Below are 20794 nucleotides of genomic sequence, written 5' to 3' on the forward strand. Positions count from 1 at the left end.
GTTCGGCGCTCCGACTTGTCCCGCGATGAGCGCAACACCGATCCTCAGTCTGGAATGCGCAGTACCTGCCCCGGATAGATCTTGTCCGGGTGTGATAGCAGCGGCTTGTTGGCCTCGAAGATCTTCTGGTATCTGCTGGCATCGCCATACTCAGCCTTGGCGATCGCACTCAAGGTGTCGCCCTTCTTCACCGTGACGAATCGAGCCGCCTGCGCCACCGGCCCGGTGACGGTGATCTGGTCATCCACCGAAGCCACCCCTGCGATGTTGCCTGCCGCCAGGATGATCTTCTCCTTCTCCTCCTGACTCGCCACCTCGCCCTTGAGGATGACCTTGTCACCCTCTACGGTGGCCGAAATATTCGGATTGCCCAGGCCCACGCTCTCCACGTGCTTCTTCAACTGCTCCTCGGCATTCGCGTTGCCGGGGGTCAGCAGATCGATCAACTTCTCGCCGGCTTCCTTCACGAAACTGAACAGGCTCATGACGCGCTCCTTGTTGATGATTCCTCGGAACCTGAGAGTCTAGGCCAGGAATCCCCGGCCCGCTCCACTGCGACCAATCGACGCGGTCTATCACGGCATCGACCCTAGCGATTAGACGCGGCGCGCCCACAAGCCTAGGCTTGTGCTAGTAAAAAGCCGCCGGTGATCCGCCCCGATGAACAGCAAGCCTCCGGTCTGCGCGGCATCAGCACCTCTGTCACTGCCTGCCGCCAGCAACACCTACGATTACGTACAGCTCTGCGACCATGCGAGCGACAGCACGCCCCTGGCCGAAGAAGTCGCCCTGGCGATCGTCTACAACGGCCTGAACCAGGCGGTGATGCTGGTCAGCCCGACTGACCTGGAAGACTTCGCCGTCGGTTTCAGCGTCGGCAGCGGCATCGTTTCCAGCACCGAAGAGATCTATGACGTAAAGCTCTCCGGCAGCGGCTCGGCGCTGTATGCCGACCTGGAGATTTCCAGCCGCGCGTTCTGGAACCTCAAGGACCAACGGCGTCAGATGGCCGGCACCAGTGGCTGCGGCCTGTGTGGTGTAGAGGCTCTGGAACAGGCATTGCCCGAGCTCGCGGCACTGCCCGGCGCGCCCCTGCCGCCGGTGGAGTGGCTCAAGGACCTGCGCCAGCGCATCGACGCCTTCCAGCCCCTGGGCCAGCACTGCGGCGCTGTGCATGCGGCGCTGTTCATGGATCGCAACGGCGAACTGCTGCTGGGCCGCGAAGACATCGGCCGGCACAACGCCCTCGACAAGCTGATCGGCGCCTTGCTGCGCCAGCGCATAGACACCTCCGGCGGCCTGGCCATCGTCACCAGCCGCTGCAGCCTGGAGCTGATCCAGAAAGTCCTGCGTGCCGGCATCCAGACCCTGGTCAGCCTGTCGGCACCGACCGGCCTTGCCCTGCAATGGGCACGCAAGCACAACCTCAACCTCATCCATCTGCCCAAACACAGCGCACCGCGGGTATTCAGCCCAGCGGCGGAGTCGTAAAAGCCGTGACCTCCTTCGAGAAACTTCCAGACAACGCCCCCGCTTCCACCCCACGCTACAAGCCCTACCACGGCCCAGCCGGCGGCTGGGGCGCGCTGCGCAGCGTGGCCAAGGCCTGGGTCGGCAGCGACAACGCGCTGAAGAACCTGCGTGCACTCCTCAAGACCAATCAGAACGGCGGTTTCGACTGCCCCGGCTGCGCCTGGGGCGACTCGCCCGAGAGCGGCATGGTCAAGTTCTGCGAGAACGGCGCCAAGGCCGTCAACTGGGAGGCCACCAAGCGTCGCGTCGACGCCGCCTTCTTCGCCCGCTACAGCGTCAGTGCGCTGCTCGAGCAGAGCGACTACTGGCTCGAGTACCAGGGCCGCCTGACCGAGCCGATGGTCTATGACCCGGCCAGCGACCGTTACCAGCCGATTGCCTGGGATGCAGCCTTCGAGCTGATCGCCAGCCACCTCAAGGCGCTGGAGTCGCCAGACCAGGCCGAGTTCTACACGTCCGGCCGGGCCAGCAACGAGGCGGCCTATCTGTACCAACTGTTCGTACGCGCCTTTGGCACCAACAATTTCCCCGACTGCTCGAACATGTGCCACGAGGCCAGCGGCGTGGCCCTGGGGCAGAGCGTCGGCGTCGGCAAGGGCACCGTCACCTACGACGATTTCGAACATGCCGACGCGATCTTCGTCCTGGGCCAGAACCCCGGCACCAACCACCCGCGCATGCTCGACCCCCTGCGCGATGCCGTGAAGCGCGGCGCCCAGGTGGTCTGCGTCAACCCGCTGAAAGAGCGCGGCCTGGAGCGCTTCCAGCACCCGCAACATCCACTGGAGATGCTGCTCAACAGCGACCGGCCGACCAACACCGCGTTCTTCCGCCCGGCGCTGGGTGGCGACATGGCGCTGCTGCGCGGCATGGCCAAGTTCCTCCTGCAGTGGGAGCGCGAGGCTCAGGCCAAGGGCGAGCCGGCGATCTTCGATCATGTGTTCATCGCCGAGCACGGCCAGGGCGTGAACGAATACCTGGCAGTGGTCGATGCCACACCCTGGGAGCAGATCGTCGAGCAGTCCGGCCTGACCCTCGACGATATCGAGCTGTCGGCGCGCATGTACTGCAAAGGCAAACGCGTGATCATGTGCTGGGCGATGGGCATCACCCAGCACCGCCACTCGGTGCCGACCATCCAGGAAATCGTCAACCTGATGCTGCTGCGCGGCAACATCGGTGTACCTGGCGCCGGCCTGTGCCCCGTTCGCGGCCACAGCAACGTGCAGGGTGACCGCACCATGGGTATCAACGAGCGCCCGCCGGTAGCCCTGCTCGATGCCATCGAGAAGCGCTTCGGCTTCCCGGTGCCACGCAGCAACGGTCACAACACGGTCGAGGCGATCCACGCCATGCTCGAAGGCCGGGCCAAGGTGTTCATCGGGCTGGGCGGCAACTTCGCCCAGGCTACCCCGGATACCGAGCGCACCGCCCAGGCCCTGCGCAACTGTGCGCTGACCGTGCACATCAGCACCAAGCTCAACCGCAGCCACCTGATCCATGGCCAGCAGGCATTGATCCTGCCGTGCCTGGGCCGCACCGATATCGACCTGCAGGCCGAAGGCCCGCAGGCGGTCACGGTGGAGGACTCGTTCAGCATGGTCCACGCCTCCAACGGCCAGTTGCGCGCACTGTCCAAGCAGATGCGCTCGGAGCCTGCGGTGGTCGCCGGCATCGCCGCCGCCACCCTGGGCAACCATCCTGTGGACTGGAACTGGGTGGTGGCCGACTACGACCGGATTCGCGACCTGATCGCCGATACCATCCCCGGTTTTGCCGACTTCAACCAGCGCCTGAACCTGCCGGGTGGTTTCTACCTGGGCAACAGCGCCGGCAGCCGCCAGTGGAAGACCGCGAGCGGCCGTGCCAACTTCAAGCCCAACCTGCTGCCCGACACCTTACTCGACGAGCGCGTGCGCGCCAGCGGCCAGGTGCCTGACCTGATCATGCAGTCGATGCGTTCGCACGATCAGTACAACACCACCATCTACGGCCTGGACGACCGCTACCGCGGCGTGCGGGGCCAGCGCGAGGTGCTGTTCGCCAACGAGGCCGACATCATTCGCCTGGGCTTCCAGCCAGGGCAGAAGGTCGACATCGTGTCGTTGTGGGGCGATGAGCACGTGCGCCGGGTGGAGGGTTTCACCCTGCTGGCCTTCGACATTCCGGCGGGGCAGGCAGCCGCCTACTACCCAGAGGTGAACCCGCTGGTACCGCTGGAGAGCATCGGCGACGGCAGCCACACGCCAACCTCGAAGTTCATCGCCATCAAGCTGGAAGCCGCGCGCGGGGACGGTCGTATCATCTGATGCCACCACCGCTCCCATGCGGGAGCGGGTTCGTCCCACGACGGGACAACCCATACAAGAAAACCCGGCTAATCAACCGGGTTTTTTTGTACTTCCGATAATCTCAGGCCTGCACATTTATCACTGACGTAATGATCAGCATAAGTTCGCTGCGCGTTTCAACTGATAAAGTTGCCAGTTGTGCAGCAACCAGCAAGAACACAGAGTCAAGGCTCCAAAAAACATCGACGCCAGTCGAGAGGGGATATCTGTGAGCACTGTGATCGACGAGTTCAATGATCTGCCGCTAGGCCAGGTATACGTCAAAGGCGATGTCATCGAACGCCCAAGATTTGGCTACAAGCTGAAAGTCATCAACGAACTGAAATGGACGGTAAAGCAAGAGAACGGCAAAAAGTTTCTGGAGGGCGAAGGGACCGACCGCGATCATCAACCGGGAGACACGCTGATAACGCTTGATGGGACGGCAAGCCGCATCAAGGTTGTCAAAGAAGGCACATTCGAACAGTTTGTCGTGAAGAATGCCAATGGCCAGGTAGTGGGCACAACCGCAGAAGTCAGTCAGCCAGGCATCAAGAGTGTCACGCTCATCCGCTCCATCGACCATAACAGCGCGCACACCAAATTGAAGTCTTTCGAATACGACCCAGAGTGACAGGGCATGGCGTTGCGGACTTGAGCCCGCTACCCTGTTCACTCCCTGTGGGAGCAGGCTCGTTTTGCGATAAAGCCATCACCCAACAAAAAGCCCCGAGCAAACGACCGGGGCTTTTTTTCATCTCAAGTAATCTGAGACCAGCAAAAACAGAGAAAGTTTCACAGCAAAATCAGCAAGTTAGGAAATTGTGTACAACTCGTGCTACTCGTCGGATTTCCATTGCCAGCCGCTTCGCTGAGCCTCAAATTCCGCCTCGTCATCCCTCTGAGGCTCTCTTGATGAAGAAGTACTCCTCGATTCTGTTGTTGTCTTTTGGTCTGCTCAGCGGCGCTGCCATGGCAGGCGGCACCACCGAGGCCGGCATTGGCGGCGCATTGGGTGGGGTACTGGGCTCGGTGGTCGGCCAGTCCATCGGCGGCAACACCGGCTCGGCCATCGGCGCAGGTCTGGGTGGCGCGGCGGGCAGTGCCGTCGGTGCCGACAAGCGCCAGCGCGGTGAAGCCGCCATTGGCGGTGCGCTGGGCGCGGCGGGCGGCAACGTCGTCGGCCGTCAGGTCGGCGGCAGCACCGGTAGCCTGATCGGCGCAGCCGCAGGTGGCGGTGCCGGTGGCGCACTGGGTAACTACATGGGCAACAAGGCCGACGAAGACGATCGCCACGACCGCGATCGCGATCGGCGCTACCGCCGCGACGACCGTCGCCATTGGGACCACGGCCATCACTACGGCCATCGCAAGCACAAGCGCCACTGGCGTGACTGATCGGCGTCCACTCACCTACGCCTGATACCTAAGGCCCCGCCCTCACCCGGCGGGGCCTTTGTATTCCGACAGGTCGAGGGCGTAAGGGACACCCCGATATGGAGGCAGGTAGCCACTAGCTATCATTTCCCACCGCCATCACAACAGGGGACGCAGGGAATGCGCACGAGCCTCGTCGATCCAACACGCCAGCCCGAATCCGGGGAGGCAGAAGGATGACGGACGATACGCGCCCGCCACACCTCGACCACGCCTGCTTCCTGCGCATCCGCCGACGGGTTTCCCAGGCCACCGGCCTGCAACTGGCAGACGATCGCCAGAGCATGGTTGCCCATCGCCTGCACGCCCGCTTGCGCTTCCACCGGCTGGCAAGCTTCGAGGCCTACCTCGACCTGATCGATGCACACCCCGGCGAACAGACGCACCTGCTGCACCTGCTCATTGCCCGGGACACCTACTTCTTTCGCGAGCATCGCCACTTCGAACAGTTGCAACGCTGGCTCCCCAGGCTCGCTCACCCGGTACGCCTGTGGAGTGCGGCCTGTGCCAGCGGCGAAGAGGCCTGGAGCCTGGCCATGGTCGCGCAACAGAGCACATCCGCCGGCTGGCAGGTGCTGGCCAGCGACTACGACAGCGCCCTGCTGCGACAGGCTGAGGCCGGTGTCTACGACATCGCCCAGGCCCGCTACTTTCCCCACGGCTGGCTGGACTGCCATTGCCTGTGTGGCGCCGACGAAGCAGCCGGTCGTCTACGTATCGCACCGAGCCTGCGCGACCGGGTACGCTTCGAGAAGATCAACCTGATCGAGCCGCTGCCGACCGATCTGGGCGAGTTCGATGTAATCCTGCTGCGTAACCTGCTCGCGGGTTTCGACGCGCGGTGCAAGGCCGATGTCCTGCTGCGCCTGATGCCACACCTGCGTCCGGGCGGGCTGTTGATGATCGGCCACAGCGAGAGCATTCACGGCCTGGACCTGCCCCTGCGGCCACTACTGCCGTCGGTGTTCGAACGCCTATGATGAATAGCACTGCCGCATCGAACGGCAGACAAGGACTGGTCGCGCCCCCGCGCGGCAGTGCGCTTGTGGATCGAGCAGGCCTGCCGCCCCCCTTCCCTTGCGAAACAGGCCTTGACCCATGCCCTGCCGAATCCTGCTTGCCGACGACTCGCCACTTTTCCGCGCCGGCCTGCGCGCCCTGCTCGAACAGAAGAAGGAATACACCGTGGTCGGAGACACCAGCGACGGCATGAGCGCCGTGAGTCTGGCGGAAAAGCTGCGGCCCGAGATCGTCGTGCTCGACATGAACAGCGATGCACTGGATTGTCAGCAGGTGCTGCAGGAACTGTTTATCCGGGTTCCGGCCACACGCGTGCTGATGCTCTCGACACGCTCGGAACTGGAGCATGTGATGAGCTGCCTGCAACTCGGCGCCCAGGGCTTCCTGCTCAAGAGCGCCACCGTGGCAGAGTTCGAGCAGGCGTTGCAGACTTTGCGCAGCGGTGGTCAGTACCTGTCGTCGACGGTGCTGCCGATGGTCATCGGGCAGGCCCTCAAGCACAGTCGCAAGCGCACGCCCAGCCCCGCACAAGCGCCGCTGACCACCCGTCAGCTGGAAATCCTGCGCCTGATCGCTCGCGGCGAGAGCACCCGCTCCATCGCCGAGGGGCTGGGGCTGAGCATCAAGACCATCGAGGCCCATCGCTCGCAGATCATGCACCGCCTGCAGATCCACGATGTCCCGGGGTTGGTGCTGTTTGCCGTGCGCGAGGGGATCATTCGCCTCAACGATTGAGCGACAGCCCCGCCAGGATCAGTTGCAGGGTTTCCGGCAACACCGCCGGGTGCCCCGTGGCGCGTTCGATGAATACGTGCACCACAGTGCCCGCCGCACAGGGCTCGGCCTCGCCCGGCCGGTACAACGCCAGGCAAAACTCCACCGTGCTGCCAGACAGCCGCGTCACCCCCAGGCCGACCTCCAGCACATCGGGAAATCCAGGCAGGGCATAGAAGTCCGCGGCAGAGCTGACCACGAAACCCACCAGATCACCGTCGCGCAGGTCCAGTTCAGCCTGTTCGACGAGAAACGCCTGGATGGCCGTCTCGAAGAAGGCATGCACCGTGGAACCGGCAAGGTAGCCGTTGTGGTCGTTGTCCTGCGGGCGGGTGAGGATGGGGTGGAAATGAGAAAAGGCACTGCGCTTGATGGTCTCGGGCATGGGGTATCCAAGGCGGGTGGCAGGAAAGGAAAGCTTCCCACATCTGATCTGGAAAACCATAGACGCAAACACAGCCCTTGATCGCCAGACATGAAAAAGCCGCCCCGAAGGGCGGCTCTTTCAGTGCGGCCAGTACAGCTTACAGCTGTGGGCCAGCGGCCTTGATGGCGTCGGAAACTTCGAACTTCTTGAAGTTTTCGATGAACAGCTTGGCCAGGCCTTTGGCGGCCTCGTCGTAAGCGGCCTTGTCAGCCCAGGTGGCGCGCGGGTTGAGCAGCTCGGTGTCGACGCCTGGAACGGACTTCGGTACGTCCAGGTTGATGATGTCCAGGTGTTCGGTTTCAGCACCGACCAGAGCACCGCTCTGGATCGCGGCGATCACACCACGGGTGGTCGGGATGCTGAAGCGCTTGCCGACACCGTAGCCACCGCCGGTCCAGCCGGTGTTGACCAGGTAAACCTTGGAGTTGAAGCCATTGATGCGCTTGATCAGCAGCTCGGCGTACTCGCCTGCAGGACGGGCGAAGAACGGCGCGCCGAAGCAGGTGGAGAAGGTCGACTTGATGCCGCCGCCCGAACCCATTTCGGTGGAACCGACCAGCGCGGTGTAGCCCGACAGGAAGTGGTAGGCCGCCTGCTCGTTGTTCAGGATCGACACCGGAGGCAGAACGCCAGTCAGGTCGCAGGTCAGGAAGATGACCGCGTTCGGCTCGCCACCCAGGTTGGCTTCGGCGCGCTTGGCGACGTGCTCCAGCGGGTAGGCGGCACGGCTGTTCTGGGTCAGGCTGACATCGGTGTAGTCGGCGTGGCCGGTTTCGTCGATAACGACGTTTTCCAGCACCGCACCATGCTTGATGGCTTTCCAGATGACCGGCTCGTTCTTCTCGGACAGGTCGATGCACTTGGCGTAGCAACCACCTTCCATGTTGAAGACGACACCTTCGCCCCAACCGTGCTCGTCGTCACCGATCAGGTAACGGCTTTCGTCGGCGGAGAGGGTGGTCTTGCCGGTGCCGGACAGGCCGAAGAACAGGGTCACATCGCCTTCTTCGCCGATGTTGGCCGCGCAGTGCATCGGCAGCACGTCGACTTCCGGCAGCAGGAAGTTCTGCACCGAGAACATGGCTTTCTTCATTTCGCCGGCATAGCGCATGCCTGCGATCAGCACTTTCTTCTGGGCGAAGTTGAGGATGACGCAACCATCGGAGTTGGTGCCATCACGCTCTGGAACGCACTCGAAGTTGGCGACGTTGAGGATCTGCCACTGATCGCGGCCGGCCGGGTTGAACTGGCCTTTTTCCGGATTGATGAACAGGCAACGGCCGAACAGGTTCTGCCAGGCGGTCTGGGTGGTCATCTTCACCGGCAGGTAGTGCTCGGCTGCAGCACCAACGTGTACGTAGGAGACGAAGTGTTCCTGGGCGTTGTTGAACGCCTCGACGCGGTCCCACAGGGCATCGAACTTGTCGGCTGGGAACTTGCGGTTGATCGGGCCCCAGGCGATGGCGGCAGAGGTGCTCGGCTCATCGACGATGAAACGGTCAGCGGGCGAACGGCCAGTACGGTGACCGGTTTTCACGACCAGTGCGCCAGTATCGGCCAGCACGCCTTCACCGCGTTGCAGCGCATGTTTTACCAGCTCGTCGACGGTCAGGTCGGTGTACACGGTGTTGTTGGCTTGCGTCATGAGATACCCCATCCGGCCCGAGGCCGAGTGCTCCAAACGTTTTGTAGTGGCCTGTTTCAAACTACTACAGCGAAAAAAGTGGCCGGATTATGCCAGAAACGCCCAAAAAAAGTAGGCCCCTCCTGTCGTAACTGCGCTTTTACGCAATTAGACAGGAGAATCTCCTGTAGTGAAGCGTTTCAGTGGCGAGTTTCTGACGCTTCGTCCGTGCCACCACCCGCAAACAATTGCGCTACATCGGTGGCATCGAAGAAATACCGCTCGTTGCAGAACTGGCAATCGATCTCGACCTTGCCACCACATTCCTCGACCAGCGCCTTGGCATCCGCCTCGCCGAGACTGACCAAAGCGTTGCCGGAACGCTCACGCGAGCAGCTGCAGTGGAAGCGCAGCGGCTCGATGTCGAAGAGGCGTACGGCGTCCTCGTGATAGAGGCGGTGCAGCAGGGTTTCGTTGCCTTCGGCCCACTCATCGGGCTTCAGCGTGCTGGCCATGGCCACTACGTGTTGCCAGCTGTCTTCGCGCTCTTCTTCATCACGCTGGCGGTCGACCGGCAACTGCTGCAGCAGCAGGCCACGGGCCTTGCCCGCCGAGGTGTCGAGCCAGAAGCGCGTGTTGAGCTGCTGGGATTGCACGAAGTAGTTGGTGAAGCATTCGGACAGGTTGGCGCCATCGAGGTCGACGGTGCCCTGGTAGCGCTGGCCCTTGACCGGGTCGATGGTCAGCGTGAGGTGGCCACCAGGCATCAGGTCCGCCAGGGTGGCGTCAGCGGCGATCTGATCGGCCTCGTAACGTGCCATGCCGCGGATGTCGCGCTGGCTCGAGCACTCCACCATCAGCAGCGGGATCGGCCCTTGCGAGCGCGCCTGCAGAATCAGCAGGCCATCGAACTTGAGTGCGCCGACCAGTAGCGAGGTGGCAGCCATCAGCTCACCCAGCAGAGCGGCAACCGGCTGCGGATAAGGGTGACGGGCAAGCACTTCGCGGTAGCTCTTGTCGAGCTCGACCCATTCGCCGCGCACATCGCGCTCTTCGAACAGGAAGCGTTGGGTGAAATCGGTATCCGGTAAATCGCTCATGGTTTTGGCTATCTGAAAATTCTGAAAAGGGTGACAAAATGATTACAGGAGCTTACAAAGGCCCGTCGTAAAGCGCGTCCGACGCGCAGAATTTCAGCTGGCAATCGAGGTATTTTATGGATAATCGACCACTGTTCCAGGAAAAGTGGTCCTGGGGACCTCTGGCAGCCTGCACGTTACTGCCCGTCGCTCTACTGTGTTTCTGGTTGTGGCCGTTTGGCCAGATCCTGTTCCTGACTTTCGACGAGTGGCTATTCCGTGCACTCAACGGCCCGCTGGCAGACAACACCACCTGGCGCTACATCTGGACCTTGGGCAGCCTGCGCCCCTTCGACATCGTCGTCGGCCTGATCCTGCTCCTGCTGCTGATCAAAGGCGACTGGGTGTTCAAGGCCGTACAGGTCCGACAGGCATTCTTCGGCTTTTTCGTCAGTCTGCTCCTCTTAGTGGTGGTTCGCGCGCTGTTTTCCAAGTGGGTGGATGCATCTGGATGGCAACATGACAGCCCGTCGATCGTATTCGACGACGCCGTGCGCCTGAGCCACTACTACCCGAACCTCGAAGCCCACTGGGAGCTCAAGGACCGTTCCAGCAAGAGTTTCCCGGGCGATCACGCCTCGGTACTGCTGCTCTGGGCCCTGTTCATGAGCCTGTTCAGTCGCCGACTGGTGCAGAGCCTGGTGATCTGGGGGCTGGCCGTGTTGTTCATGCTGCCGCGTCTGGTTGCTGGTGCGCACTGGGGACAGGATGACTACATCGGCGGTCTGGGGATGGCATTACTGGCCCTGGGCTGGACCGTGCATACCCCGCTAGCGGCCAAGGCCAGCGCGGCACTGGTGCGCTGGACCTCACCGCTGTTCAGGGTACTCGGCAAGTTGCCGCTGATCGGGCGCATGAGTGTGATGCGCACGGCCTCTTAAGCGCAACTGAAGGCGCAGGTCTACTCGAAACTGCCATGCAACTGGTGGATCTGCCGCCGTTGCTTCTTGTTTGGCCGGCCGTCGGTGGTCACCCCCATCGCCCCGGCCTTGCGCAGTTCGGCGGCCTGTTCGCGGCGCTTCACGCTGTCGGCGGTTTCCTCGTAGAGGGTCTGCGCCTCGGGCGCCCCGCGACGCACCACCGACAGCGCCTTGACCACCACGGTCTTCTCGTCGAAACCGGTGCGCAGCACGAACTCATCGCCTACCCGCGGCTCCTTGCCCGGTTTGCAGCGCTCACCACGGCAATGCACCTTGCCACTCTCGATCGCCGCCTTGGCCAACGCACGCGTCTTGTAGAAGCGCGCCGCCCACAGCCACTTGTCCAGGCGGACCTTATCGTCGTCTTCTGGTTTCTGTGCCATCCCTCTACCTCGAATTCTGTCTTTAACGGAACTGTACTACCGTAACTGTCGGATGCAAAAAGTCCGCGCCATGCTTACAGTTCACCACCTCATTCGCAGGGTGTGCTTCGTGAAAACATTTGACCATCTGACAGTGATCGGCCTGCGCGAGTGGATCGCCCTGCCCGACCTCGGTCTCGCCGGGCTTCGGGCCAAGATCGACACCGGCGCCAGCACCTCCAGCCTGCACGCCACCGACATCGAACCCTTCGAGCGCGACGGCCAGTCGTGGGTGCGCTTCACCGCACACCTGGGTTCGGTGGTGCAACTGCGCCATCGCCGCTGCGAGGCGCCGCTGGTTACCATGAAGACCATCAAGAGCTCCAACGGCCACGCCCAAACCCGCTACGTGATCCGCACGCCGCTGGCGTTGGGCGACCGGGTCTGGGAAGTGGAATTCACCCTGGCCTGCCGCAAGAGCATGCGCTATCGGTTGTTGCTTGGATCGAAAGCCTTGGTCCACGGTCAACTGGTCGTCAACCCCGGCCTCAAGTACGTTCAGGACAAACCGGCCTTCCCGGCCACTCTCTCCCCTGTCACAGGTGCTGCATGAAGATCGCCGTGCTTTCGCGCAACCCGCGTCTGTATTCCACCCGCCGCCTGGTCGAAGCCGGCACACAGCGCGGCCATGAAATGGTCGTGATCGACACCCTGCGCGCCTACATGAACATCGCCAGCCACAAGCCGCAGATCCACTATCGCGGCAAACCGCTGGAAGGTTTCGATGCGGTGATCCCACGTATCGGCGCCTCGGTGACCTTCTATGGCTGCGCCGTGTTGCGTCAGTTCGAGATGATGGGCGTCTATCCACTCAATGAATCGGTGGCCATCGCCCGCTCGCGGGACAAGCTGCGCTCTCTGCAACTGCTGTCACGCCGCGGCATCGGCCTGCCGATCACAGGCTTCGCTCACTCACCGGATGACATTCCCGACCTGATCCAGATGGTCAACGGCGCACCGCTGGTGATCAAGGTGCTCGAAGGCACCCAGGGCATCGGCGTAGTGCTGTGCGAAACGACCAAGGCTGCCGAGTCGGTCATCGAAGCGTTCATGGGCCTGAAGCAGAACATCATGGTCCAGGAGTACATCAAGGAGGCCGGCGGCGCCGATATCCGCTGCTTCGTGGTCGGCGACAAGGTCATCGCCTCGATGAAGCGCCAGGCCAAGCCCGGCGAATTCCGCTCCAACCTGCACCGCGGTGGAGTGGCCAGCCTGATCAAGATCACCCCCGAGGAACGCATGACGGCCATTCGTGCGGCCAAGGTCATGGGCCTTAGCGTGGCCGGGGTGGATATCCTGCGATCCAATCATGGCCCGCTGGTGATGGAAGTGAATTCGTCGCCGGGGCTGGAGGGTATCGAGGTCACCACCGGCAAGAACGTTGCCGGGATGATCATCGAACATCTGGAGAAGAACGGCGGGCCGAACCAGACTCGGACCAAGGGCAAGGGCTGATTCGAAACCGTTGCGGCCTCTTCGTGGCTATCCACGAAGAGGCCGCAGAACCTCACACCGCATCGCGCGGCAGCAACAACCCCAGCGGCAGGCGCACCCGCGCCTCGATCCCGCCACCGGAGCGGTTGCGCAACTCGACATTGCCGCCATGCTGGGCGGCGATACGCTTGACGATCGCCAAGCCCAGCCCGGTGCCCTTGCCCCCACGCGCGCGGTCGCCGCGAATGAACGGGTTGAAGATGGTCTCAAGTTCCGATTCGTCGATCCCCGTGCCCCGGTCGAGCACGCTGAGCACCACATACGGCGCGCCCTGCTCACCTGATACATAAGCCGCCACCTCGACGCCCTTGCCCGCATGGTGCAGGGCATTGCCGATCAGGTTGCCCAGCATGCGCTTGAGCGATACACGTCGTAGCGGGAAGGGTGGAATAGGCTCCAGGCACAGGCGCACGCGCTCTTCGGGCTGGTTATAAGGCGCCACCACCTCGCGAATCAGATAACCCAGGTCGACTTCTTCCACCGGCTCGTCGCGGCCATCGCGGATGAAGGCCAGGAACTGGTCGAGAATGGCGTCCATGTCTTCGATGTCGCGCACCATGTCGTCGCTGAGCTCGCTTTCGTTACCCATCAGCGACAGCGACAGCCGTAGCCGGGTCAGGGGCGTGCGCAGGTCGTGGGAGACCCCCGCCAGCATCAGCTCGCGCTCGCGCCCGGCCTGCTCGACATCCTCGGCCATCTGGTTGAACGCCCGGTACACCTCGGTCATCTCGCTGGGCGTATCGCTGATAGGCAGGCGCACACTGCGCCCCTGCCCGAGCTGGCGGGCAGCGAACACCAGGCGCTTGAGCGGCTGGTTGAGCTGGCGCACGAAGATCCAGGCCGACGCGGTGGACAGCAGGCCGATGGCCAGGAACCAACCGAGCACGTTCCAGATCTTCTGCCCCCGCAACGGGTGCGGGTACAACGGCACCTTCAACCACCCCGGCCCCAGGCTCGGCGCATTGACCCACAGTGCCGGCGGCGCGTGGATGCGCAGGCGCACCTCGGTATCCTCGCCCAGCTCGGCCTGCATCTGGCGCTGGTAGATCTCGCTGTACGGCCAGTGCTGCTCACCCTCAGGAACACCCGAGCCGGTCACGCGGATCAGGCCGGCCGCCTCGGCGATCTGGTCCCGGTTCTCTTCATCGGCCGCCCAATAGGCACGCAAGGTCAGCGCCACACCGTGGCTGTACTGGCGGTCGACCAGCACATCCTCGTTCATCAGCAGGTACACCAGCGTCAGCGCCTTGGAAAACAGGACGACGATCAGCACCAGCCACAGGGTGCGGGCGAAGAAGCTTTGCGGAAACCAGAGAGGCGTTTTCATTGGCGACGATTACTGCACGGCGGGGACAAGCATGGCGGGGACCACAGACGAAAACAGGGCGACCCTTGCGGGCCGCCCTGCCGTGTCATGGCAGCGGTTCATTTACCGGCATTTCCGTCCGGCACGAAGACATAACCCACACCCCAGACCGTCTGGATGTAGCGAGGCTTCGATGGATCGGGTTCGATCATCCGGCGCAGGCGCGAGATCTGCACGTCGATTGAGCGCTCAAGGGCATCCCACTCGCGGCCACGGGCCAGGTTCATCAGCTTGTCACGGGTCAGCGGTTCGCGAGCATGCATGACCAGTGCCTTGAGCACGGCGAACTCACCGGTGGTGAGCATGTGCACTTCATCGCCGCGCTTGAGTTCGCGGGTGGCCAGCGACAGTTCGTAGTCGCCGAAGGTGACGGTCTCTTCCTCGCTGCCCGGAGCGCCAGGAACGCTCGGGACCTGGCGCCGCAGCACGGCCTTGACCCGCGCGACCAGCTCGTCGGGGTTGAACGGCTTGGCGAGATAATCGTCAGCGCCCAGCTCGAGGCCCTTGATGCGGCTGAGCTCGTCGCCCTTGGCGGTGAGCATGATGATCGGGATCTGGTTGTTCGCCGCGCGCAGGCGGCGGCAGGCGGAGAGGCCGTCTTCACCCGGCAGCATGAGGTCGAGCACCACCAGGTTGAACACTTCGCGGGCCAGCAGGCGGTCCATCTGCTCGACGTTCGGCACGGCGCGGGCACGGAAGCCCTTGCTGGTGAAGAAACGTTCCAGCAGGCTGCTCAGCCCTGGATCGTCGTCAACGATGAGAATCTTTTCGCCTTCAGCAATGTTTGCGGTGCTGGTCATCAATAACTCCTCTGATATCGCGGCGCATTATGGCGTAGCCATTGCGATGCGTGCCGTGTGCATTGTTAGCAGATTTTTCCCCGGGTGCCACTTCCCGCACCAGGAGCATGGCCAAGCGCCATCACCGCAAGCCGGACGCGATGGGTATAATGCGCGGCTTTCATCCAGTGCCGCCGGGCCTGAACCCCCACTGCGGCCCTAGTATTCACTATTTGTCAGGTGGTTCTCATGGACAGCATCAACAGCCGTATCGCCGAGGAACTGGGCGTGCGCCCACAGCAGGTCGAGGCGGCCGTGGGCCTGTTGGACGAAGGCTCGACCGTGCCCTTCATCGCCCGTTACCGCAAGGAAGTGACCGGCAGCCTGGACGATACGCAACTGCGCCACCTGGAAGAGCGCCTGCGTTACCTGCGTGAACTCGACGAGCGCCGCGCCAGCATCCTGGCAAGCATCGAGGAGCAGGGCAAGCTGACCCCGGAACTGGCCCGCGAGATCAAGCTCGCCGACACCAAGACCCGCCTCGAAGACCTTTACCTGCCCTACAAGCAAAAGCGCCGCACCAAGGGCCAGATTGCCCTGGAAGCCGGCCTGGGCGAACTGGCCGACGGCCTGTTCGACGACCCGCAGCGCGACCCTGAAAGCGAAGCCGCGCGCTTTGTCGACGCCGACAAAGGCGTCGCCGACGTCAAGGCCGCCCTCGAAGGCGCCAAGTACATCCTCATGGAGCGCTTCGCCGAAGACGCCGCCCTGCTCGAAAAGCTGCGCGGTTTCCTCAAGCAGGAGGCAGTGCTCACCGCGCGCGTGATACCGGGCAAGGAAGAGGAAGGCGCCAAGTTCCGCGACTACTTCGCCCATGACGAACTGCTGCGCAACGCCCCGTCGCACCGCGCCCTGGCGATCTTCCGCGGTCGCAACGAAGGCGTGCTGAGCGCTTCGCTCAAGGTCGGCGAGGAGCTGCCGGGCACCCTGCACCCGTGCGAGCTGATGATCGCCAGCCTCGTTGGCATCGAGAACCGCAGCCGCCCGGCCGACAAATGGCTGGGCGAGGTGGTGCGCTGGACCTGGAAGGTCAAGCTCTACACTCACCTGGAAACCGACCTGTTCGGCGAGCTGCGCGACAACGCCGAAGGCGAGGCGATCAACGTCTTCGCCCACAACCTGCACGACCTGCTGCTGGCCGCCCCGGCCGGCCCGCGTGCCACCCTGGGCTTCGACCCCGGCCTGCGCACCGGCTGCAAGGTCGCGGTGGTCGATGCCACCGGCAAGCTGCTGGACTACACCACCGTCTACCCGCACGCGCCAAAAAACGACTGGGACCGCACCATCTCCGTGCTCGCCGCCCTGTGCGCCAAGCATTCGGTGGAGCTGATCGCCATCGGCAACGGCACCGCCAGCCGCGAAAGCGACAAGCTGATCGGTGACCTGGTGAAAAAATACCCGGCGCTGAAGATCACCAAGGTCATGGTCTCCGAAGCAGGCGCCTCGGTGTACTCCGCGTCCGAACTGGCTGCCCGCGAATTCCCGGATCTCGACGTCTCGATCCGCGGCGCGGTGTCGATCGCCCGCCGCCTGCAGGATCCGCTGGCCGAACTGGTGAAGATCGATCCGAAGTCCATCGGGGTGGGTCAGTACCAGCACGATGTGTCGCAGGTGAAACTGGCGCGCGGCCTGGACGCGGTGGTCGAGGACTGCGTGAACGCCGTGGGCGTGGACGTCAACACCGCCTCGGTGGCCTTGCTGACCCGTATCTCCGGCCTGAACGCCACACTGGCACAGAACATCGTCGCCCACCGCGACGCCAACGGCCCGTTCGCCACCCGGGCGGCGCTGAAGAAGGTCAGCCGCCTCGGCGAGAAGACCTTCGAGCAGGCCGCAGGCTTCCTGCGCGTGATGAACGGCGACAACCCGCTGGACGCCTCTGCCGTGCACCCCGAAGCCTACCCACTGGTGCAACGTATCGCCGCCGACACCGACCGCGACATCCGCTCGCTGATCGGCGACAGCAGCTTCCTCAAGCGCCTCGACCCGAAGAAATTCACCGACGAATCCTTCGGCCTGCCGACCGTCACCGACATCCTCCAGGAGCTGGACAAGCCTGGCCGCGACCCGCGCCCTGAGTTCAAGACCGCCACCTTCCAGGATGGCGTCGAGGACCTCAAGGACCTGGAGCCCGGCATGATCCTCGAAGGCGTGGTGACCAACGTCACCAACTTCGGTGCCTTCATCGACATCGGCGTGCACCAGGATGGTCTGGTGCACATCTCGGCGCTGTCGGAGAAGTTCGTCAAGGATCCTCGCGAGGCGGTCAAGGCCGGCGACGTGGTCAAGGTCAAGGTCATGGAAGTGGATATCCCGCGCAAGCGCGTCGGCCTGTCCATGCGCATGAGCGACACCCCCGGCGAGAAGGTCGAAGGCAACCGTGGCGGCGCACGCGGCAACGGCGGCAACCGTTCGCAGCAGGCACCACGCCCACGCGAGACAGCCACCGCCGCACCGGCCAACAACGCCATGGCCGCGCTGTTCGCCAACGCCAAGCAGTTGAAGAAGAAGTGATGGACGTCCCGAAGGAATACGTCGAAAGCGCCTTCAGCCAGCTTCTGGGCTGCCGCCTGCAACGCCTGGATGCAGGCGTTGCCGAGGTGGCCCTGCCGCTGGAACCGCACTTGCGCAACCGTGGCCAGAAACTGCACGGTGGGGCGATCTTCAGCCTGGTGGACATCGCCATGGGCCTGGCCTGTTCGGCCAGCCATGGCTTCGACCAGCAGAGCGTGACCATCGAATGCAAGATCAACTACATGCGCGCTGTCAGCGACGGCGAAGTGCTGTGCACCGCCCGGGTGATACACGCCGGGCGGCGTACGCTGGTGGTCGACGCCGACGTGCTCCAGGGCGACAAACTGGTGGCCAAGGCACAGGGAACCTTCGCGGTTCTCTAGCTGCCCGAGTGATAACTGCGGTATTTTTGCCGGTATTGGTCGGGCGCTGTCACTGACCCTATCGCGTGACAAGCCCGCTCACACAGGTGCCTCGGTGCTTTTGTGGGAGCGGGCTTGTCCCGCGATGGGCTCGGCAAGGCCCCAAAGTATCTGCGCTACCAGCACCGGAACCGCGTAAACCAGGCGACAACGCCAGTTCCTTTGTCCCTACCCTTGTAGACCGTCATTTCTACCCCCATATTGGGGCGACTGACGCGTGAAGGAATCCATCTTGAGCGACCTCCTCAATCGCCGCCTGAGCTTGCTCGGCGCCAATCTCTCCCTGCTCAAGCAGTGCCTGCACGGCATTGAGCGCGAATGCCTGCGAGTAACCGACGAAGGTCGGCTGGCCCAGACCCCACACCCCGAAGCCCTGGGTTCGGCACTGACCAACGAGCAGATCACCACCGATTATTCCGAGTCGCTGCTGGAGTTCATCACCCCGGCCCTGGCTGATCCGGCCAAGGTGCTCGAGAACCTCGAGGAGATCCACCGTTTCGTCTACACCAAGCTCGGCGACGAATACCTGTGGAGCCCGTCGATGCCGTGCGCGCTGCCCGCCGAGGAAGACATCCCGATCGCCGAGTACGGCAGCTCCAACATCGGCAAGCTCAAGCACGTGTACCGCAAGGGCCTGGCCCTGCGCTACGGCCGCACCATGCAGTGCATCGCCGGCATCCACTACAACTTCTCGCTGCCCGAGGCCCTCTGGCCCCTGCTGCGTGAAGCGGAAGGCAGCGAGCAGGACGACCGTGACTATCAGTCGTCGGCCTACATTGCGCTGATCCGCAACTTCCGCCGCTACAGCTGGCTGCTGATGTACCTGTTCGGCGCCTCGCCAGCACTGGACAAAGGCTTCCTGCGCGGCCGCCCGCACCAGCTCGAAGAGCTGGATGCCAACACCCTCTACCTGCCCTACGCCACTAGCCTGCGCATGAGCGACCTGGGTTACCAGAGCAACGCCCAGGCCGGCCTGACGCCCTGCTACAACAACCTGTCCAGCTACACCGACAGCCTGCGCAAGGCCGTTGGCACGCCTTACCCGCCCTATGTCGAAGTGGGTACGCACAAGGACGGCGAATGGGTGCAGTTGAACACCAACATCCTGCAGATCGAGAACGAGTACTATTCGAACATTCGCCCCAAGCGTGTCACCTACACCGGCGAACGTCCGATCCAGGCCCTGATCGCGCGCGGCGTGCAGTACGTCGAGGTGCGCTGCCTGGACATCAACCCCTTCCTGCCGGTGGGCATCGACCTGACCGAGGCTCGCTTCCTCGACGCCTTCCTGCTGTTCTGCGCGCTTGAGGACAGCCCATCGCTGGACAACGGCGAATGCGGCCAGTGCACCAGCAACTTCCTCACCGTAGTCAAGGAAGGCCGTCGCCCAGGCCTGGAGCTGCAGCGCGATGGTCAGCCGGTCGCCCTGCGCGAATGGGCCAGCGATCTGATCGCCCGCATCGGCCAGCTGGCCGGACTGCTTGACCAGGCGCAAGGTGGTGACGACCACGCCAAGGCCCTGGAGGCGCAGCAGGCCAAGGTCGACGACCCGGAGCTGACACCTTCTGCACAGGTCCTGGCGCGCATGACCGAGCACGAAGAAAGCTTCGTCGAATTCTCGCTGCGCCAGAGCAAGCTGCACGCCGAAACCTTCCGTGAGCAAGCGCTGCCTGGCGAGCGCCAGCAAGCCTTCGAAACACTCGCCCGCGACTCTCTGGCCGAACAGTCGCGCCTGGAGCAGCAGGAAGTCGGCGACTTCGACCTGTTCGTCGGTGCCTACCAGGCCAGCATCCTGGCGATCAGCAACTGATGAGCCGCACGCCCTCGTCACGCAAGCCCCGCGCCAGCAGCCAGGCCAGGATCGAAGCGATCCTGGCGGCGGCTCGCGAGCTGCTGGCGGGCGAGGGGGTAGCGGGGCTGTCGATCTACAGCGTGGCCGAACGGGCGCAGATCCCGCCGTCCTCGGTCTATCACTTCTTCGCCAGCGTTCCGGCGTTGCTCGAAGCCCTGACCGCCGACGTGCACCGCGCCTTTCGCGAGGCGCTGAGCGCGCCGATCGACAACCACGCCTTCAGCACCTGGCAGGGTCTGTCACGCCTGGTCGAGCAGCGCATGCTGGATATCTACAACCAGGACACTGCCGCCCGGCAGTTGATCCTCGCCCAGCATGGCCTGAGCGAAGTGGTCCAGGCCGACCGCCAGCACGACATGGAGCTGGGCGATTTGCTGCACAAGCTGTTCGACCGGCATTTCCTGCTGCCGGTGATGCCTGGGGACGTGGATGTGTTCGCCCTGGCAATGGAGCTGAGCGACCGGGTCTATGCCCGGTCGATACAGCTGCACGAGCAGATCACACCGCGCATGGCAGAGGAAGGCATGCGGGTGTTCGAGGCTTATCTGGGGCTGTATCTGCCGCCGTTCCTGGCCAAGCGCACAAGCTGAAATTGCCTTCGCGGGCAAGCCCGCTCCTACAGGTTACTGTGGGAGCGGGCTTGCCCGCGAAAGCCTTCACACGGCCCGGGAGTCAAACGCC

At 63.4% G+C, this 20794-nt stretch carries 20 protein-coding genes; 13 read left to right on the top strand and 7 right to left on the bottom strand.

Going from position 1 to position 20794, the window contains the following annotated elements; translation table 11 throughout:
* Positions 1-44: 44 nt before the first annotated feature.
* The gene (lysM, locus tag HU729_RS14700) at positions 45-485 is read right to left on the bottom strand and encodes a peptidoglycan-binding protein LysM (protein WP_186710714.1); all 441 of its coding nucleotides are present in this window, start codon (positions 483-485) and stop codon (positions 45-47) included.
* A 175-nt stretch (positions 486-660) separates the two neighbouring features.
* Between lysM and fdhD the strand changes: the two genes are divergently transcribed.
* From fdhD to HU729_RS14730, 6 genes are all read left to right on the top strand, one after another.
* Positions 661-1491: a formate dehydrogenase accessory sulfurtransferase FdhD gene (gene fdhD / locus HU729_RS14705; protein ID WP_186667434.1), complete on the top strand. Its 831-nt coding sequence runs from the start codon at positions 661-663 to the stop codon at positions 1489-1491.
* Between the two features lie 5 nt (positions 1492-1496).
* The gene (locus tag HU729_RS14710) at positions 1497-3842 is read left to right on the top strand and encodes an FdhF/YdeP family oxidoreductase (protein WP_186710716.1); all 2346 of its coding nucleotides are present in this window, start codon (positions 1497-1499) and stop codon (positions 3840-3842) included.
* Positions 3843-4092: 250 nt separating this feature from the next.
* Complete coding sequence (locus HU729_RS14715; RefSeq protein ID WP_186667432.1) at positions 4093-4497, top strand: hypothetical protein; 405 nt, start codon at positions 4093-4095, stop codon at positions 4495-4497.
* Between the two features lie 281 nt (positions 4498-4778).
* Positions 4779-5261: a YMGG-like glycine zipper-containing protein gene (locus tag HU729_RS14720; RefSeq protein ID WP_186667431.1), complete on the top strand. Its 483-nt coding sequence runs from the start codon at positions 4779-4781 to the stop codon at positions 5259-5261.
* Between the two features lie 215 nt (positions 5262-5476).
* Positions 5477-6280 carry a protein-glutamate O-methyltransferase CheR gene (locus HU729_RS14725; protein WP_186667430.1) on the top strand — a complete coding sequence of 268 codons (804 nt, stop codon included), beginning with the start codon at positions 5477-5479 and terminating at the stop codon, positions 6278-6280.
* A gap of 118 nt (positions 6281-6398) precedes the next feature.
* Positions 6399-7055: a response regulator transcription factor gene (locus HU729_RS14730; protein WP_186710718.1), complete on the top strand. Its 657-nt coding sequence runs from the start codon at positions 6399-6401 to the stop codon at positions 7053-7055.
* On the opposite strand, the gene HU729_RS14735 is transcribed toward HU729_RS14730, so the two are convergent.
* The 3 genes from HU729_RS14735 to hslO form a co-directional block, all read right to left on the bottom strand.
* Positions 7045-7479 (bottom strand): acyl-CoA thioesterase, encoded by a 435-nt coding sequence (locus HU729_RS14735; protein ID WP_186710720.1) that lies wholly within the window; start codon positions 7477-7479, stop codon positions 7045-7047. The two genes, HU729_RS14730 and HU729_RS14735, sit on opposite strands and share 11 nt — an antisense overlap.
* Before the next feature lie 139 nt (positions 7480-7618).
* Positions 7619-9166 carry a phosphoenolpyruvate carboxykinase gene (locus HU729_RS14740; protein ID WP_186710721.1) on the bottom strand — a complete coding sequence of 516 codons (1548 nt, stop codon included), beginning with the start codon at positions 9164-9166 and terminating at the stop codon, positions 7619-7621.
* 179 nt (positions 9167-9345) lie between these two features.
* Positions 9346-10245, bottom strand: a complete 900-nt coding sequence (gene hslO / locus HU729_RS14745) for an Hsp33 family molecular chaperone HslO (RefSeq protein ID WP_186710722.1) — start codon at positions 10243-10245, stop codon at positions 9346-9348.
* A 116-nt stretch (positions 10246-10361) separates the two neighbouring features.
* Here hslO and HU729_RS14750 point away from each other — a divergent pair, with 116 nt between their 5' ends.
* A complete protein-coding gene (locus HU729_RS14750) occupies positions 10362-11165 on the top strand; it encodes a phosphatase PAP2 family protein (RefSeq protein WP_186710724.1) in 804 nt (267 codons plus the stop codon).
* 20 nt (positions 11166-11185) lie between these two features.
* On the opposite strand, the gene HU729_RS14755 is transcribed toward HU729_RS14750, so the two are convergent.
* The gene (locus HU729_RS14755; RefSeq protein ID WP_186667424.1) at positions 11186-11587 is read right to left on the bottom strand and encodes a S4 domain-containing protein; all 402 of its coding nucleotides are present in this window, start codon (positions 11585-11587) and stop codon (positions 11186-11188) included.
* Positions 11588-11696: 109 nt separating this feature from the next.
* On the opposite strand from HU729_RS14755, the gene HU729_RS14760 reads away from it, so the two are divergent.
* The gene (locus HU729_RS14760) at positions 11697-12179 is read left to right on the top strand and encodes an ATP-dependent zinc protease (RefSeq protein WP_063542222.1); all 483 of its coding nucleotides are present in this window, start codon (positions 11697-11699) and stop codon (positions 12177-12179) included.
* Positions 12176-13081, top strand: coding sequence for a 30S ribosomal protein S6--L-glutamate ligase (gene rimK / locus HU729_RS14765; RefSeq protein ID WP_015268602.1), 906 nt, complete (start codon positions 12176-12178; stop codon positions 13079-13081). Before HU729_RS14760 ends, rimK begins: the two co-directional genes overlap by 4 nt.
* Before the next feature lie 52 nt (positions 13082-13133).
* On the opposite strand, the gene HU729_RS14770 is transcribed toward rimK, so the two are convergent.
* Positions 13134-14447 carry an ATP-binding protein gene (locus tag HU729_RS14770; protein ID WP_186667423.1) on the bottom strand — a complete coding sequence of 438 codons (1314 nt, stop codon included), beginning with the start codon at positions 14445-14447 and terminating at the stop codon, positions 13134-13136.
* 98 nt (positions 14448-14545) lie between these two features.
* A complete protein-coding gene (gene ompR / locus HU729_RS14775; RefSeq protein WP_186667422.1) occupies positions 14546-15286 on the bottom strand; it encodes a two-component system response regulator OmpR in 741 nt (246 codons plus the stop codon).
* A 228-nt stretch (positions 15287-15514) separates the two neighbouring features.
* On the opposite strand from ompR, the gene HU729_RS14780 reads away from it, so the two are divergent.
* The 4 genes from HU729_RS14780 (at position 15515) to HU729_RS14795 (ending at position 20703) form a co-directional block, all read left to right on the top strand.
* The gene (locus HU729_RS14780) at positions 15515-17839 is read left to right on the top strand and encodes a Tex family protein (RefSeq protein WP_186710726.1); all 2325 of its coding nucleotides are present in this window, start codon (positions 15515-15517) and stop codon (positions 17837-17839) included.
* Positions 17839-18222 carry a PaaI family thioesterase gene (locus tag HU729_RS14785; RefSeq protein ID WP_186710728.1) on the top strand — a complete coding sequence of 128 codons (384 nt, stop codon included), beginning with the start codon at positions 17839-17841 and terminating at the stop codon, positions 18220-18222. The genes HU729_RS14780 and HU729_RS14785 overlap by 1 nt, the downstream gene beginning before the upstream one ends.
* 271 nt (positions 18223-18493) lie before the next feature.
* Positions 18494-20071: a glutamate--cysteine ligase gene (gshA, locus tag HU729_RS14790; RefSeq protein WP_186710730.1), complete on the top strand. Its 1578-nt coding sequence runs from the start codon at positions 18494-18496 to the stop codon at positions 20069-20071.
* On the top strand, positions 20071-20703 hold the full coding sequence (locus HU729_RS14795; protein WP_186710732.1) for a TetR/AcrR family transcriptional regulator: 633 nt from the start codon (positions 20071-20073) through the stop codon (positions 20701-20703). Before gshA ends, HU729_RS14795 begins: the two co-directional genes overlap by 1 nt.
* Positions 20704-20794 lie beyond the last annotated feature (91 nt).

The sequence above is a fragment of the Pseudomonas sp. RW10S2 genome (assembly GCF_014268985.1).
Lineage (GTDB): Bacteria > Pseudomonadota > Gammaproteobacteria > Pseudomonadales > Pseudomonadaceae > Aquipseudomonas > Aquipseudomonas wayambapalatensis.